This window comes from Bacillus paralicheniformis (genome assembly GCF_002993925.1).
Lineage (GTDB): Bacteria > Bacillota > Bacilli > Bacillales > Bacillaceae > Bacillus > Bacillus paralicheniformis.
Genome location: NZ_CP023665.1, coordinates 4,142,737 through 4,158,510, shown reverse-complemented (window position 1 = coordinate 4,158,510; position 15,774 = coordinate 4,142,737). Strand labels below are relative to the sequence as shown.

Genomic DNA, 15,774 nt, shown 5'->3' with positions numbered 1-15,774 from the left:
AAGAAAGCAGGGTTAAAAAATGAAAACTGAAATGACATACCGGACGGAAAAGGATTTTCTCGGAGAAAAAAAGATTCCGGCCGATGTCTACTACGGTATTCAGACATTGCGGGCAGCGGAGAACTTTCCAATTACAGGATATAAAATCCACGAAGAAATGATCAAAGCGCTGGCAGTGGTGAAAAAAGCGGCCGCGCTTGCCAACATGGAGACAAAACGTCTTTATAAAGGCCTTGGAGATGCCATTGTCCAAGCCGCTGATGAGATCCTTGAAGGAAAGCTGCACGATCAATTCATCGTTGATCCGATTCAAGGCGGCGCAGGAACTTCAATGAATATGAACGCGAACGAAGTCATCGGAAACCGTGCACTTGAACTGCTCGGCCACAACAAAGGCGAGTATATTCACCTGAGTCCGAATACGCACGTCAACATGTCTCAATCGACAAACGACGTATTCCCGACGGCGATTCACATTTCAACGCTCAAGCAGCTGGAAAAGCTGCTGGACACAATGGAATACATGCTTGACGCGTTTAAGAAAAAAGCGCGCGACTTTGACCACGTCATTAAAATGGGCCGCACACATCTTCAAGACGCAGTGCCGATCCGCCTTGGGCAGGAATTTGAAGCTTACAGCCGCGTGATTGAACGCGACATCAAACGGATTAAACAATCGCGTCAGCATCTGTATGAAGTCAATATGGGCGCTACCGCGGTTGGAACGGGATTGAACGCGGATCCGCGCTATATTGAAAATGTTGTCAAGCACTTGGCTGAGATCAGCGGTCTTCCGCTAGTCGGCGCTGACCATCTGGTGGATGCGACGCAAAATACGGACGCGTACACTGAAGTTTCGGCTGCATTAAAAGTATGCATGATGAACATGTCGAAAATCGCCAACGACCTTCGGTTGATGGCATCAGGTCCGCGTGCAGGACTTGCTGAGATTTCTCTTCCGGCAAGACAGCCGGGTTCATCCATCATGCCGGGGAAAGTCAATCCGGTTATGGCCGAGCTGATCAACCAAATCGCATTCCAAGTCATCGGAAACGACAATACGATTTGTCTCGCTTCTGAAGCCGGACAGCTCGAACTGAATGTGATGGAGCCAGTGCTCGTCTTTAATCTCCTGCAGTCCATCAGCATCATGAACAACGGATTCCGTTCGTTTACCGATCACTGTGTAGCAGGAATCGAAGCGAATGAAAAACGCTTAAAGGCATATGTAGAAAAAAGCGCAGGCGTCATTACTGCGGTCAACCCGCATCTTGGCTACGAAGCAGCTGCAAGAATTGCAAGAGAAGCGATTTTAACAGGGCAATCCGTCCGCGATCTCTGTCTTCAAAACGATGTGTTGACAGAAGAAGAGCTTGATCTGATTTTGAATCCTTATGAAATGACAAAACCGGGGATTGCCGGGGCTGAACTTTTAAATCGGGATTAAGCTGAAAAAACAGTACGCGAAAACACTCTGAAGCATTTTACCGGGATAGAAACACAGAGTGTTTTCGCTTTCCTTCAATAACTTTATGAAGAGAAAGGACAACAGCGGTGAAGTGGTACCGCGTCAGCCTTTTTCGTGGTATACTGTTCGTTGTTAGTTAAATTTTTAAGAAAAAATTGAAGCAGATTGCTATTTTTATGTAGCTTATTTTGAAAGCGTTTCAATAATAAGGGGGATTTAGGTTGAAAACAGCACGGTTGCCATCAATGTTGGAAATCATTTGTGTATTAGGTGCATTTTTAGCGATAGTTTGTTCATTTACAGTCAAATTTGATCTGCCGATTCAGCTGGCATTGTTTATTTCATGGTTTTTAGTGATTTTGCTCGGTCTGCGCCTGGGGCACCGGTATGAAGATTTGCAAAAATCGATTACAAACGGAATTTCAAACGGACTCGAAGCGATATTGATCCTGATTGCCGTCGGCGCTCTGATCGGTACATGGATAGCCGGCGGTGTTGTGCCGACTTTGATTTATTACGGGCTTGAGTTTATCCATCCGAGCATATTCCTGCTTGCCACGCTCATTATTTGTTCGATCACCTCTGTGGCCACAGGTACGTCTTGGGGTACTGTAGGAACGGCCGGGATCGCCATGATGGCAATCGGTGAAGGGCTGGGGCTACCGCTTCCGCTTGTAGCCGGAGCCGTGCTGTCCGGCGCCTATTTCGGAGATAAATTATCACCGCTTTCCGATAGTACAGTGCTTGCGTCATCCCTTTCAAAGGTCGAAGTGATTACCCATGTCAGAGCGATGTTGTATTTGTCGGTTCCCGCCTATTTGATCACGGCGGTGTTGTTCACCATTACCGGATTTATTTACGGTAGTAAAAATGTCGATTTGCAGAAAGTCGAATTTTTGAAAACTTCTTTGCAAAACACGTTTGATATTCATATTTGGATGCTTGTTCCGGCTGTTATCGTTATCGTTCTTTTGGCCATGAGAAAGCCGTCTGTGCCGACGATCGCGATCGGCGCACTTTTGGGGGCGATCTGGGCTGCGGTCTTCCAAGGCATGAATTTTGCGGATGCACTTGGTACGGCATACAACGGCTTTTCCATCGACACCGGGATCAAATTTATGGACGAGCTCTTAAACCGCGGAGGAATTCAAGGCATGCTCGGTTCGGTCGTCGTTATCATTCTCGGTCTGGGCTTTGGCGGCCTTTTGGAGCACTTAGGCGTTCTAAAAGTGATCGTGTCCAAATTCCAGCAAAAGCTGACTTCTGCCGGCAACGTCACATTCTCGACGATTATCGTCGCTTTCCTGGCGAATGTGTTCGGCTGCGCGATGTACGTCTCGCTCATTTTAACACCGAAAATTATGGAGAAAAGCTATGACAAGCTCGGAATTGACCGGAGGGTGCTCTCCAGAAACGCGGAAGTCGGCGGTACGATGACGTCAGGCATGGTGCCGTGGTCAGACAACGGTATATATATGGCGGGGATTCTCGGCGTGTCAACCTTCTCTTATCTGCCGTTCATGTGGCTGAGCTTTGTTTCAATCGGCCTTGCGATTTTGTACGGATACACAGGTAAATTTATTTGGTACACCGATAAAAAAGACTCGCCGGTTCAGTAGCCGATTTTAAAACAATTGATGGAGGTATTCTGTTATGAATGGCAACAATATTATTCGGAATTTGATGCTGGAAATCCCTTCAGCACCAGGAAACCTTGGAAAGGTGACAACGGCGATCGGCCTTGCCGGCGGTGATATCGGAGAGGTTGAAACGATCAAGGTGGGGCCGAATTATACGATGCGGAACATTACGGTTCAAGTTGAGCATGAAGAACAGCTTACCGAGATCCTTGAAGTGATCCGCAACTTAAAAGAAGGCATCCATCTTCATACCGTTTCAGACGACGTACTGGCTGCCCATGAAGGCGGCAAGATCCGCGTGAAAAGCAAGATGCCGATCCGCTCGCTCGCTGATCTGCGGCGGGTGTATACGCCGGGTGTCGCGAATGTGTGCGAGCTTATTAAAGAAGAGCCGCAAAAAGCGAATATCTATACAGGCATCGGCAATTCGGTTGCAATTGTAACGGACGGTACGGCCATCCTAGGCTTGGGAGACATTGGGCCTGTGGCGGGAATGCCTGTTATGGAAGGGAAGGCCGCGCTTTTCGACCAGCTTGCAGACATCAGCGGAGTTCCGATTCTGCTTGATACGAATGATCCTGACGAAATCGTGCGGACGGTTAAAAACATTGCGCCCGGATTTAGCGGTATTTTGCTTGAAGACATCGGTTCACCGCATTGTTTTGAAATCGAAGAGCGCCTGAAAAACGACCTGAATATTCCGGTCATGCATGACGACCAGCACGGTACTGCGGTGGTGACACTGGCGGCCGCCATTTCAGCCGCCAAGAGTGCAGGGGTCGATCTGAAGCAGGCCCATGTCGGCCAAATCGGCCTGGGTGCGGCAGGGGTCGCGATCTGCAGAATGTTTATGGCATATGGGGTAAAACGTGTCATCGGAACGGATAAATCGCTTGAGGCGATGGCGCGTTTAGAGAACTATGGCGGCCATGCGGCTGAAAGCATCGAAGAATTGATGGAAAGCTGCGATATCATCGTCGCGACAACCGGCGTTCCGGGATTGATCAATAAGAAATGGGTTCGGGAAGGCCAGGTGATTTTGGCTCTGTCCAATCCGAAGCCGGAGATTGAGCCTGAGGATGCGCTTGAGGCCGGGGCAGCCTACGCTGCGGATGGACGGTCTGTCAACAATGTGCTGGGGTTCCCCGGTATTTTCAGGGGCGTGTTAAATGCCGGAGCGGAATCGATCAGCCACCCAATGCTGGTCGCGGCCGCCGAAGCGATCGCATCCTGCACAAAACAAGGCGATCTTGTGCCTGATCCGCTGAATCCTGATGTTCACGAGATTGTGGCCAAAGCAGTCGAAAGGGTCGCACTTTCAGAAATGGGAAAAATGAACGGATAAAGAAAACAGCTGCTGCTTTATCGCAATACGGATAAAGCGGCAGCTGTTTTTCTTGCGAATGTTAACGGCGGTTCTACAGATTGAAAATGAATATATAAAATATTCGGTTTTGTAAAAATCCAATGATTGTGGAGAGCGCTGATGATGATGCCTTGATCGACAAGCTTTTTTGTAAACAACGGAATTTCTTCAGGCAAAATGGCAACTTCGGCCATATTCAAGGCGATTCCGTTTTGATCGAGCGACTCGAACATGACTTCTTCCATGCCGACTCCACGGCTTGGCCTTCCTTGAATCGTGACGCGCAAATTCCGTTTGATGCTGACAGAACAGACACCGTGTTCAATGTGCGGCTCCCAATTTAAAATATGTCCAAACTGCTGGCAAAGCGAATGAAAACTTTGCATCTGCTGAACCTCCATTTTTAAAGTTACCACGATTTTATGAAGGGAACCTGCATATTTAGAATCCTTTAAAAATGGACAATCTTTTTATTTGATGATTTCTTCACCGCCCGGCTTGTTTGCATAGTGGTACATGAAGCCCATCATAAACGCGCCTCCGATCAGGTTCCCGAGGGTTACCGGAATCAAGTTATGGATTGCGCCTGCAATCGAAATCGTATCCGGATGCTCGGTGACCAGAGAGACGGCAAAAGTGGCCATGTTCGCGATGCTGTGTTCATAACCGGAAATAAAGAAAGTAAAAACAAACAGCATCATAGAGAACATTTTCGCTCCGTCTCCTTTTTGCGCCATCGGAACAAAGAACGCAAGGCAGACTAGCCAGTTACACAAAATCGCTTTGAAAAACAATTCGGTCACCGGCGTATTCATTTTATGTTCCGCCACGCTAAGTATAAAGCCGGTGGAAGAAGGATCCTTAAATAAACCGGTCGCAAAGATGAGGCCTGCGAAAAACACGGCGCCCATTAAATTTCCTGCATAGCTGAACATCCACAGCTTGATAACAGCGGGCCAACGCATTTTTTTACGAAGCGCAGCCAATGTATAATAAAATGTATTTCCCGTAAATAAATCTCCTCCGCCATAGACGATCAGAATGATGGCGCCCCCGAATGTGATTGCTGCAATTGGATATGTGAACGGAGAATGTTCAACATAAAATAGATTCCCCGTTTTAAACGCTACAATGACTCCGAACCCGATAAACATACTGGCCAGCATAGCTCGTAAAAGATAACGAAGCGGGCTTTGCATAAAGATGCTTTGCTTTTTTAAGGCAAGCTCTTCGACTAGAACAAGTGATTTTGATTCCATGTTTTCCACCACCATCAAGTGTTTACTTAAGAAGTATCTATCATAAATACAAACTAAGTATAGCAGGATATTGTGAAACATTTCACAAATTTTGTGTATTTTGTTTGAACAAATGTATGGTTCGATTTTCATAGAATAAACAGGGTATCGTTATTGTTTATTTTCAAGTAATAAATATTCCATCCATTCGTAAAAGCCTGAGGGAGCGATGTTTCAAAAATAGCTCGACAGGGAGGGATACGGCAGCAAGCAGGTAAATGCGCAGTGTAATCAGCAAGTGCTGCATGAAGGCATAGATGAAGGACGTGCGCAAAAGGCTGAGGGAAGATTTCACAGATTGGACAAAATAGCAGGACTTTCCGTCAGGCGTTTTCAAGCTGAAGGAAAGCGCCGAATTTGTTTGATTGCATATAACGGTATTCTTTTGATCCGCAAGGCTTTGCGCAGAGAATCGCAATCGTTGAATGACGAAATGCTCCGCGGGAATGAGGGGCATTTTTCTCATGCTGATTTAGTTCTTGTTAACCACAGTGTCACAAAATAGCTATAATTTCTTCGGATAATTGTCACAATGACATCCATAAATTAGGGGATATGTACTTTATTTAAGAAGGGATTCGCGGTAAAGTACAGGTATAAATAACCATCCGGATAATAACGGAACATCAATGTGGGCCAAGGTCACCCTTTTGTCTGTGATCATATTCATAAGATTCATGTGAAACTTTGAGCAAGGGTGATGCCATTCGGCAACGGTCCGGCTAGAACAAAGAGGAGGAGACTGGAACAGTGGACGAACTCATTTTGGCAAGATTTCAATTTGCTTCAACAACGATCTTTCACTTTATTTTTGTGCCGATGTCAATCGGGCTTGTCTTTATGGTTGCTTTAATGGAAACTCTATACGTCGTAAAGAAAAAAGACATTTACAGAACGATGGCTAAATTTTGGGGGCACTTATTTTTAATTAATTTTGCAGTCGGTGTGGTCACCGGGATTCTACAGGAATTTCAGTTCGGAATGAACTGGTCGGAGTACTCCCGCTTTGTCGGTGATGTATTCGGCGCTCCGCTCGCGGTGGAGGCGCTGCTTGCTTTCTTTATGGAATCGACGTTTATCGGTTTGTGGATATTTGGCTGGGACCGGCTTCCGAAGAAGATTCATTTGCTGTCCATCTGGCTTGTTTCGCTTGGAACGATCATGTCGGCGTTTTGGATTTTAGCGGCCAACTCGTTTATGCAGGAGCCTGTCGGATTCGCGATCAAAAACGGCCGCGCGGAAATGACCGATTTCTTTGCGATTATTAAAAATCCGCAGCTATGGGTTGAATTTCCGCACGTCATTTTCGGTGCGCTTGCCACCGGAGCGTTTTTCATTGCCGGTGTCAGCGCGTATAAAATGCTGAAAAAACAGGAATTGCTCTTTTTTAAAAAATCCTTTCAAATCGCGATGATTGTGGCGCTTGTTTCCGGCATCGGCGTAGCGTTCAGCGGACATGAGCAGGCCCAGCATCTGATGAAGAGCCAGCCGATGAAAATGGCTGCCAGCGAAGCGCTTTGGGATGACAGCGGTGATCCTGCAGCTTGGACGGTGCTTGCGAACATTGACGCGGACAAGCAGGAAAACAAATCAGAGCTCAGCATCCCGTATGCGCTTAGCTATTTGGCTTATAAACAATTCAGCGGCGATGTGCCCGGAATGAAGACGCTGCAAAAGCAATATGAAGAAAAATACGGAGAAGGAAATTATATTCCGCCGGTGAAAACGACGTTCTGGAGCTTCAGAATCATGGCCGGCTCAGGACTTTTAATGATCGTTGCCGCTTTGACTGGCCTCTATCTCAGCTTCCGTAAAAGACTTGAAACAAGCAAATGGTTTTTGCGGACGATGGTGGCTTTAATCGCCTTTCCATTCATTGCAAATACGGCGGGGTGGATCATGACTGAAATCGGACGCCAGCCGTGGACGGTGTTCGGTATTTTGACAACGGCGCAGTCCGTGTCGCCGAACGTATCAGCGGGAATGCTGCTGTTTTCCGTCATCGCGTTTACAGCGATTTATCTTGTACTGGCGCTCGTTCTTGTCTACTTGTTTGTGCGGGAGATTAAAAAAGGGGCTGCACACCATGACCACCATCATGACGATTCCGTATCGACAGACCCGTTTGATCAGGAGGTTTACCATGGTATCTCTTAATGAACTTTGGTTTATATTAGTCGCTGTGCTGTTCATCGGTTTTTTCTTTCTTGAAGGTTTTGATTTCGGCGTCGGAATGGCGACCCGGTTTCTCGGGCGCAACGAGCTTGAACGGAGGGTGATGATCAATACGATCGGCCCTTTCTGGGATGCCAATGAAGTCTGGCTGCTGACTGGGGGAGGCGCGATTTTCGCGGCTTTTCCAAACTGGTATGCCACGATGTTCAGCGGATATTACATTCCGTTTGTCTTTGTTCTTCTTGCATTGATCGGACGCGGAGTCGCGTTTGAATTTAGAGGGAAAGTCGAAACCGCAAAATGGAAGAAAACATGGGATTGGGTCGTATTCTTCGGCAGCATTCTGCCCCCGTTTTTGTTCGGTGTTTTATTTACCAGTATTTTGCGCGGTATGCCGATTGATGCCGATATGAATCTGCACGCCGGTTTTACTGACTATGTGAACGTCTATTCCGTAACAGGGGGAGTCACCGTTACACTTCTCTGCCTGCTGCACGGCCTGATCTTTATTACGTTGAGAACGGAAGCCGATTTGCGCGACCGGGCAAGACAGCTGGCTAAAAAAGTCGTATTCGCCGTTTTGGCGGCGCTTGTTGCCTTTGTTGCTTTATCCATTTTTGAAACGGACTTGTTCACGGGCAGGGGACATGTGACGATACCTCTTGCGGCTCTGATTGTCGTTTGTTATGTGCTGTCGATCGTATTTATGAAACAAAAACGCGACGGCTGGACATTTGCTATGACAGGGGCTGGGATCGCCCTCACAGTGGCGACGATTTTCACTGCGCTGTTCCCGCGCGTCATGATCAGCTCGGTCAAAAGCGCATATGATTTAACGGTTTATAATGCTTCATCAGGAGACTATTCTTTAAAAGTGATGACGATCGTCGCGCTGTCACTGCTTCCGTTCGTGCTGGGCTATCAGATCTGGAGCTACTATGTTTTTCGAAAACGGGTCAGCAGTAAGGAGCCAATGATTTATTAATGGGAAAAGATCTTTTGCAATATAAAGGAATGAAGCGAATTCTTGCAGCACTCACCGTACTGACATGCATGCAGGGCGCAGCTATTATCATGCAGGCCGAATGGCTTGCTGAAGCGGTGACCCGCCTTTTTAACGGCGAGCGGGTCGGTTCGCTTGTTCCGCTGATCATCTTATTTACCGCCGCTTTTTTATTCCGCCATGCCGTGACCCTTGTCAGGCAAAGGCTGATTTTTGATTATGCCGCCAAGACGGGGGCCGACCTGCGGAAAAAGTTTTTGGAGAAGCTTTTCCAATCCGGCCCCGGACTGGCGAGAAAAGAAGGAACAGGTCACGTCGTCACACTCGCGATGGAAGGAATTGCGCAGTTTCGCCGCTATTTGGAGCTGTTTTTGCCAAAAATGATCAGCATGGCTGTTATACCGCCGGCGGTTGTCTGTTATGTCTTTTTTAAAGACACATCCTCCGCTGCAGTCTTAATGATTACGCTGCCGATTTTAATCGCATTTATGATCCTTCTCGGCTATGCGGCAAAGAGAAAAGCGGACAGCCAGTGGAAGACGTATGAGATGCTTTCAAATCATTTTACTGATTCCTTGCGCGGCCTGGAAACATTGAAAGTGCTGGGCATGAGCCGTTCACATACGAAGAATATTTTTCATGTGAGCGAACGGTACAGGAAAGCGACGATGGGCACGCTTAAAATTGCCTTTCTGTCTTCGTTTGCACTGGATTTTTTCACCATGCTGTCCGTGGCAACCGTAGCCGTTTTTCTCGGTCTCGGTCTTGTTGACGGCACTATCATACTGGAGCCGGCGCTAGCCATTCTGATTCTTGCGCCTGAGTTTTTTCTCCCTGTCCGGGAAGTCGGCAATGACTATCATGCTACGTTGAACGGACGGGAAGCCGGTAAAGCGATCAAGGCGATATTGGAGTCGCCCGGTTTCAAGGATGAGGCGCCTTTGGATCTTGAGCGATGGTCAGACAACGATCAAATCGAGTTCAAGGATGTAGAGGTGCGGCATGATGAGGAGGAAAACTCCTCATTATCCGGCATTTCTCTATCGTTTAAAGGAAAGAAAAAAATCGGAATCATCGGAGAAAGCGGTGCCGGAAAATCTACGCTTATCGATGTGCTCGGCGGTTTCTTGGAAACGAAAAGCGGCGTGATCAAAGTCGGGGGAAAAGAGAGGACGCATTTGCAGACAGACAGCTGGCAAAATCAGCTCCTGTATATTCCGCAGCATCCCTATATCTTTCCGGATACGCTCGGAGCCAATATCCGTTTTTATCATCCCGGCGCTTCTGACGAAGAAGTTGAACAGGCAGCAAGAGCCGCCGGGCTGACGGAGCTGATTGATCAGCTTCCGTCCGGCTTAGAGGAGCGGATCGGTGAAGGCGGGAGGGCATTAAGCGGCGGACAGGCGCAGCGCACAGCCGTTGCCCGGGCTTTCCTAGGCAACCGTCCGATTCTCCTTTTAGATGAGCCGACCGCTCACTTGGATATCGAAACAGAATACGAATTGAAAAAAACGATGCTGAAATTGTTTGAAGACAAGCTGGTTTTTATGGCAACTCATCGTCTTCACTGGATGCTTGATATGGATGAAATTATCGTGCTGAAGAATGGACAGGTGGCTGAAACCGGTACACATCAAGAATTGATTGAAAAGCGGGGCGTTTATTACGAGCTTGTGCAGGCGCAGTCGTTTGGAGGTGCATCATGAACAATGAAGACGGGTGGATTCTGCCCTATATCAAGAAAAATATAAGGCTTTTGATCATTGTCGTGTTGCTTGGCGGATTGACGGCATGCTCGGCTGCAGCTCTCATGTTTACCTCCGGTTATTTAATATCCAAAGCGGCTACGCGTCCGGAAAATGTTTTGATGATTTATGTCCCGATCGTAGCGGTCCGCACCTTCGGGATTCTGCGCTCGGTGTCGCGCTATGTTGAGCGATTGACCGGACACCATATCATCTTGAAAATTTTATCCGATATGCGCGTCAGGCTTTACAGGATGCTGGAACCTCAAGCTTTAAAATGGCGTGAACGCTTTCGGACGGGGGATATGCTCGGCATTTTGGCCGACGATGTTGAGCATTTGCAGGACATGTATTTGAGAACGGTATTTCCCGGGCTGTCGGCGCTTCTTTTATATGGCGTATTCATCACTGCTATTGGCTTTTTTTCATGGCCTTTTGCAGGGCTGATCGCGATCTATGCAGCGGTTTTCGTGTTTCTTGTTCCGCTTGTTTCCCTGCTTGTGACAAGGGCGAAAAATGTTGCGCTGAAAAGAGGACGAAGCCTCTTGTACCGTCAGCTGACAGACGCGGTCATGGGCGTGAGCGACTGGGTGTTCAGCGGCCGGCAAAACGACTTCGTCCATGCGTATGAAGCGGCAGAGCAGGAATGGCTGGCGATCGAAAAGAAACGGATGCGCTTCAGTCGTTGGAGGGACTTTGCCATGCAATGCCTGGCGGCAGGACTTGTTCTTCTGATGTTAATATGGGCGGGCGGACAAAGCGCGGAAGGCGCCCTGGCTCCTGTGTTTATTGCAGCGTTTGTCCTTGTTGTGTTTCCTTTGACAGAAGCTTTCTTTCCGCTTTCAGACGCAGCGGCGTCAATCCCTGAGTATCAGGATTCTTTAGAAAGAATGGACGGGCTTGAGCCGCCGAAAAGGGAAGAAATTGGAGGCGCTGTTCAGCAGGAACGGGCGGAGGCTGTAGGTTTGGACGATGTCACGCTTCGCTTTGAAGATGTTTGTTTTTCTTATGAAGAAGGCCATCCGGTGTTGGACGGTGTTTCATTTATATTAAAGCAGGGGGAAAAGACCGCTTTGCTCGGGCCGAGCGGCGCTGGTAAATCGACGATCTTGTCGTTAATACAAGGGGCGCTCGCTCCTTCTAAAGGAAACATTACATTGAACGGCATTTCTGTGCAGTCTCTTCAGGGAGAAATCTCACGCGCAGTCTCCGTTTTTAATCAGCAGCCGCATCTGTTTGATACGACGGTTTTGAATAATATCAGGCTCGGAAACCCTGACGCGAGCGATGAGGACGTGTATTGGGCGGCGCGCCAGGTGAAGCTTCACGATTATATTCAGTCTCTACCCGAAGGATATCATACATCTGTTCAGGAAACGGGCATTCGTTTTTCAGGCGGAGAACGTCAGCGGATTGCATTGGCGCGGATTCTGCTGCAGAATGCGCCAATCGTTGTATTGGATGAACCGACTATAGGTCTTGATCCTAAAACAGAGAAAGAGCTTCTATCAACGATGTTTCAAGTGCTTGATGGAAAGACGGTTCTATGGATTACACACCATTTGGCAGGAGCCGAAGCGGCCGACCGGATTCTGTTTTTAGACAAAGGGAAGCTTGCAATGGCAGGGAGCCATCAGCAGCTTTTGGAAAACAATCCGCGCTATTCAAGACTTTATCGTCTGGATGCGCCTGTCGGCCGGCTTTCTTAGTAGAAAACCGCAAAAGACAGCTTCAAGTCGAGAAGCTGTCTTTTTTTATATGGCCCGCTCATCAACTGCTTTTATTTTGCATGTTAAAGAGCGGTGAAGGGTATGATTCAGTTAGTATTTAATTAAACGTTTGTTTAAACTTTGTATTGAAAGGTGTGATCCGGGATGTCTGCAGAACAATTGCCGATATGGACGAAAGACTGTGTGAAGGGCTCATTGCCGAAAAGGGGGAATGGAAGTCATAAAGGAACTTATGGAACCGGCCTTTTGCTCGCGGGAAGCGATGATATGCCGGGAGCGGCTCTCCTTGCAGGAATTGGGGCGATGCGGAGCGGTCTTGGAAAGCTTGTCATCGGAACGTGCGGAAGTGCCATTCCGTTGATCGTCCCCGTTCTCCCTGAAGCGACGTATTGGCGGGACGGCTTAGAAAAGGCGGCGTCCGGCGAGATTGCCGAACCTTACCGGGCGATTGCGATCGGGCCGGGGCTGCCGCCTTCGCAAATGACTGAGCAAGCGGTCCGGAATGTATTGACGAAAGACTGCCCGGTTGTCCTTGATGCGGGTGCTCTTTCAAAACGAACGTATCAAGAAAGGGAAGCACCGGTGATATTAACGCCGCATCCGGGGGAATTTTCGAAAATGACAGGCTTGTCCATTCAAGAAATTGAGACGAACCGGGCCGGTTATGCTCGAGATTATGCAGAGGAACACGGTGTTACTCTTGTATTGAAAGGCAATGAAACGATCATTGCTTTCCCGGATGGCAAGTGCTGGAGGAATGTAACGGGAAACGGGGCGCTGGCAAAGGGAGGAACCGGAGATACGTTAACCGGAATGCTTCTCGGAATGCTGTGCTGTCATGAGAATCCGAGAGAAGCGGTGTTGAATGCTGTCCACCTGCATGGCGCATGTGCTGATGCATGGACAAAGACCAGATCGGCCCATACGCTTCTCGCACATGAACTTTCCGATCTGCTGCCTACGGTTTGGAAAGCGTATGAGGATGGAAATGAGTGAAACGCTCGGAATGCCTCCGAACGTTTCACCTCAAAGTTTATGGATTGACTTTGCCGACTCCGGCATTTTGTTTGATGATTGATTTTACATTGTCGACATTGTCGAGTGAGTAGCTGTATGGCGGATTATAGGTTGTAGTAGAGGTAGTCGGCATGCTGCCCCTGGAGTTTATAAATTTGTTGTTGGATACATGCCAATAGCCTGGTGAACTGCTGTACCAAGAGACAATTGGATCTTTGGCGTTTTCAAAAAGGTTGTTCTCAATTTTGATACGTGCGCCCATTCTCGAATTAATTCCGCTGTCGATGATCTTATTGAAATAGTTGTTGTAAATGTGGCCCTCTCCGAAACGGAATGACGGCACCCGCGAATTCAGATTTTCGAACCAGTTATGGTGGAATGTAATCGTCCGGTTGTAATTGTCGCTGTCCGATGAGCCCATCAGCATGGATTTCCAGCCATCGTGCACATAGTTCCAAGAGAATGTAATATATTCGGCGTCTCTTTTGACGTCAAATAATCCGTCATAGTAATCTTTGTCAACGTTCAGGCTGTGGTAAAGCTCGTTATGATCAACCCAAATGTTTTTAGAAGGGCCTTCAATGCCGATCGCGTCTTTATCGCCGGAAGCTACTTCGTGAATTTTTAAGTTGCGGATGATGATGTTGTTGGCGCGCCATACTTTAATGCCGATGCCTTTGAGTTCGCCTTTGGTCCCTGACCCGACAATCGATACGTTTGACACGTCTTTGACGTCAATCTTTGATGCGGATGTATTTGAGGTTGTAATGGTGCCGTTGACATAAATTTTTAATGGCGTATTTGCATTCTTATTTTTTAATGCCGCAATGAGCTGATCTCCCGTTGTTACGGTTACCGTCTGACCGCCTTCTCCGCCTGTTGTTCCGCCGTTTAGTGTCGCGAAGCCTTTTAAGCTGAAATCGGCAAGCGGATTTACTTTGCCCGAGCTTAACGAAGAAGCTGCTTCTGCCGAAACCGCCGCTGTCAAAGACCCGATAACCCCTAATACAAAGATAAAGATGATGCTGATTAATTTCTTCACATTCATTCCTCCTATTCTTTTTTCATGCCGCCGCTATATAGGAAGCGCTTACAATTACGGCGGATGCCAAGTGATGGACACTGATGATCCCTCCCTTTTATTGGAATCAGAGAGAGCATAGCATACGTTTCTGAATAATCTGAATAATCATGATGTGAGTTGGATTTGCGCATAAGCTGGTGATTATGCCAAATGACACGAATCTGAGAATAAGCGCATTTAGTTGAAGGTCTTTCATCATAATGGTGCAAAAAAAAGAATCTATGGAAATGAATAGCCATAGATTCTGCTTCTAAATCATGTTTTCTTCAGTTTTTCATTTTTCGGAGCGATTTACAGTCCCGCTTTCTCCTGTTCTGTGCTGTTGTATGTTCGCTCAACGACTGCGGCAAGCGTATCAATGAAGCGCGGATCGGTGTTCGGCATAGGCGGACGGTGATAGCTTGCGCCAAGCTCGTCCGTAACCGCTTTACACTCATAGTCGTTGTCATACAGCACTTCCAAGTGGTCAGAGACAAATCCGACCGGTGCGTAAATAAATGACCGGAAGCCTTCCTGATACAGTTCTTTTGTTAAGTCTTGGACATCCGGACCAAGCCACGGATCGGGTGTGTTGCCCTCACTTTGCCAGCCTACGGCGATCTGGTCAAACGACAGTTGTTCTCCGATTAGTTGGGCCGTTTTCTCGAGTTGATCCGGGTATGGATCTCCATGCTCCTTGATTTTTTCCGGCAGGCTGTGTGCTGAGCATACAAGAACCGCTTTTTTTCGTTCTTTTTCAGACATGCCGTTTAAAATGCTGCCGATTTCTTCAGACCAATAGCGAATAAAGCCTTCTTCCTGGTACCATTCGTCAATCGATGCGATCCGGGGGCCGCCGATTGCTGCTGCGGCCTGTTTGGCGCGCCGATTGTATACTTCGGTACTGAAGGTGGAATAGTGGGGAGCTAAGACGACGGAAACGGCCGCTTCAATTTGGTCTTTTTTCATTTGTTCAACCGCATCCTCGATAAACGGAGAGATGTGTTTTAAGCCGAGATACATCACGTATTCGACCTCATCTTGGCGCTCGTTCAACGTTTTTTCCAGCTCTTTTGCCTGAGCGAGCGTAATTTCCGCGAGCGGAGAGATTCCGCCGATATGCTTGTAGCGTTTTTTCAAGTCTTCAATCATATCATCGGACGGCCGTTTTCCATGACGGATATGCGTGTAATACGGAATGATATCTTCTTCCTGATAAGGGGTTCCGTATGCCATGACTAACAGGCCGACTTTTTTTCGGTTCATATG

At 47.7% G+C, this 15,774-nt stretch carries 13 protein-coding genes; 8 read left to right on the top strand and 5 right to left on the bottom strand.

The features are described from left to right. Positions 1-19 precede the first annotated feature (19 nt). The 3 genes from aspA (at position 20) to CP943_RS21225 (ending at position 4,453) form a co-directional block, all read left to right on the top strand. Positions 20-1,447 carry an aspartate ammonia-lyase gene (aspA, locus tag CP943_RS21235; RefSeq protein ID WP_020453441.1) on the top strand — a complete coding sequence of 476 codons (1,428 nt, stop codon included), beginning with the start codon at positions 20-22 and terminating at the stop codon, positions 1,445-1,447. Positions 1,448-1,689: 242 nt separating this feature from the next. Then, complete coding sequence (nhaC, locus tag CP943_RS21230; RefSeq protein WP_020453440.1) at positions 1,690-3,087, top strand: Na+/H+ antiporter NhaC; 1,398 nt, start codon at positions 1,690-1,692, stop codon at positions 3,085-3,087. Positions 3,088-3,121: 34 nt separating this feature from the next. Continuing rightward, positions 3,122-4,453, top strand: a complete 1,332-nt coding sequence (locus tag CP943_RS21225) for an NAD-dependent malic enzyme (protein WP_020453439.1) — start codon at positions 3,122-3,124, stop codon at positions 4,451-4,453. Positions 4,454-4,470: 17 nt separating this feature from the next. On the opposite strand, the gene CP943_RS21220 is transcribed toward CP943_RS21225, so the two are convergent. The 3 genes from CP943_RS21220 to CP943_RS22355 form a co-directional block, all read right to left on the bottom strand. Then, complete coding sequence (locus CP943_RS21220) at positions 4,471-4,860, bottom strand: DUF1259 domain-containing protein (RefSeq protein WP_023856940.1); 390 nt, start codon at positions 4,858-4,860, stop codon at positions 4,471-4,473. Positions 4,861-4,944: 84 nt separating this feature from the next. Further along, positions 4,945-5,733 (bottom strand): formate/nitrite transporter family protein, encoded by a 789-nt coding sequence (locus CP943_RS21215; protein WP_020453437.1) that lies wholly within the window; start codon positions 5,731-5,733, stop codon positions 4,945-4,947. 163 nt (positions 5,734-5,896) lie between these two features. Further along, a complete protein-coding gene (locus CP943_RS22355; protein ID WP_155121659.1) occupies positions 5,897-6,238 on the bottom strand; it encodes a hypothetical protein in 342 nt (113 codons plus the stop codon). A 284-nt stretch (positions 6,239-6,522) separates the two neighbouring features. Here CP943_RS22355 and CP943_RS21205 point away from each other — a divergent pair, with 284 nt between their 5' ends. From CP943_RS21205 to CP943_RS21185, 5 genes are all read left to right on the top strand, one after another. Then, complete coding sequence (locus CP943_RS21205; RefSeq protein ID WP_020453436.1) at positions 6,523-7,929, top strand: cytochrome ubiquinol oxidase subunit I; 1,407 nt, start codon at positions 6,523-6,525, stop codon at positions 7,927-7,929. Continuing rightward, positions 7,916-8,932 (top strand): cytochrome d ubiquinol oxidase subunit II, encoded by a 1,017-nt coding sequence (gene cydB / locus CP943_RS21200; protein WP_020453435.1) that lies wholly within the window; start codon positions 7,916-7,918, stop codon positions 8,930-8,932. Before CP943_RS21205 ends, cydB begins: the two co-directional genes overlap by 14 nt. Further along, entirely contained in the window at positions 8,932-10,656 is a 1,725-nt protein-coding gene (gene cydD, locus CP943_RS21195; RefSeq protein WP_023856942.1) for a thiol reductant ABC exporter subunit CydD, read from the top strand. Before cydB ends, cydD begins: the two co-directional genes overlap by 1 nt. Then, positions 10,653-12,404 (top strand): thiol reductant ABC exporter subunit CydC, encoded by a 1,752-nt coding sequence (cydC, locus tag CP943_RS21190; protein ID WP_023856943.1) that lies wholly within the window; start codon positions 10,653-10,655, stop codon positions 12,402-12,404. The genes cydD and cydC overlap by 4 nt, the downstream gene beginning before the upstream one ends. A gap of 165 nt (positions 12,405-12,569) precedes the next feature. Further along, positions 12,570-13,421: an NAD(P)H-hydrate dehydratase gene (locus tag CP943_RS21185; RefSeq protein ID WP_020453432.1), complete on the top strand. Its 852-nt coding sequence runs from the start codon at positions 12,570-12,572 to the stop codon at positions 13,419-13,421. A gap of 37 nt (positions 13,422-13,458) precedes the next feature. On the opposite strand, the gene CP943_RS21180 is transcribed toward CP943_RS21185, so the two are convergent. Together CP943_RS21180 and hemH are read right to left on the bottom strand one after the other, a co-directional pair. Beyond that, positions 13,459-14,484, bottom strand: a complete 1,026-nt coding sequence (locus CP943_RS21180; protein ID WP_023856944.1) for a pectate lyase family protein — start codon at positions 14,482-14,484, stop codon at positions 13,459-13,461. 333 nt (positions 14,485-14,817) lie between these two features. Next, positions 14,818-15,771: a ferrochelatase gene (gene hemH, locus CP943_RS21175; RefSeq protein WP_020453430.1), complete on the bottom strand. Its 954-nt coding sequence runs from the start codon at positions 15,769-15,771 to the stop codon at positions 14,818-14,820. Positions 15,772-15,774: the final 3 nt, after the last annotated feature.

What these genes read in the sequence shown, in the direction of transcription:
- aspA (WP_020453441.1), top strand. Translation starts at nt 20, where the DNA reads ATGAAAACTGAAATGACATACCGGACGGAAAAGGATTTTCTCGGAGAA.
- CP943_RS21225 (WP_020453439.1), top strand. Translation starts at nt 3,122, where the DNA reads ATGAATGGCAACAATATTATTCGGAATTTGATGCTGGAAATCCCTTCA.
- CP943_RS21220 (WP_023856940.1), bottom strand. Translation starts at nt 4,860, where the DNA reads ATGCAAAGTTTTCATTCGCTTTGCCAGCAGTTTGGACATATTTTAAAT.
- CP943_RS21215 (WP_020453437.1), bottom strand. Translation starts at nt 5,733, where the DNA reads ATGGAATCAAAATCACTTGTTCTAGTCGAAGAGCTTGCCTTAAAAAAG.
- CP943_RS22355 (WP_155121659.1), bottom strand. Translation starts at nt 6,238, where the DNA reads ATGAGAAAAATGCCCCTCATTCCCGCGGAGCATTTCGTCATTCAACGA.
- cydB (WP_020453435.1), top strand. Translation starts at nt 7,916, where the DNA reads ATGGTATCTCTTAATGAACTTTGGTTTATATTAGTCGCTGTGCTGTTC.
- cydD (WP_023856942.1), top strand. Translation starts at nt 8,932, where the DNA reads ATGGGAAAAGATCTTTTGCAATATAAAGGAATGAAGCGAATTCTTGCA.
- cydC (WP_023856943.1), top strand. Translation starts at nt 10,653, where the DNA reads ATGAACAATGAAGACGGGTGGATTCTGCCCTATATCAAGAAAAATATA.
- CP943_RS21185 (WP_020453432.1), top strand. Translation starts at nt 12,570, where the DNA reads ATGTCTGCAGAACAATTGCCGATATGGACGAAAGACTGTGTGAAGGGC.
- hemH (WP_020453430.1), bottom strand. Translation starts at nt 15,771, where the DNA reads ATGAACCGAAAAAAAGTCGGCCTGTTAGTCATGGCATACGGAACCCCT.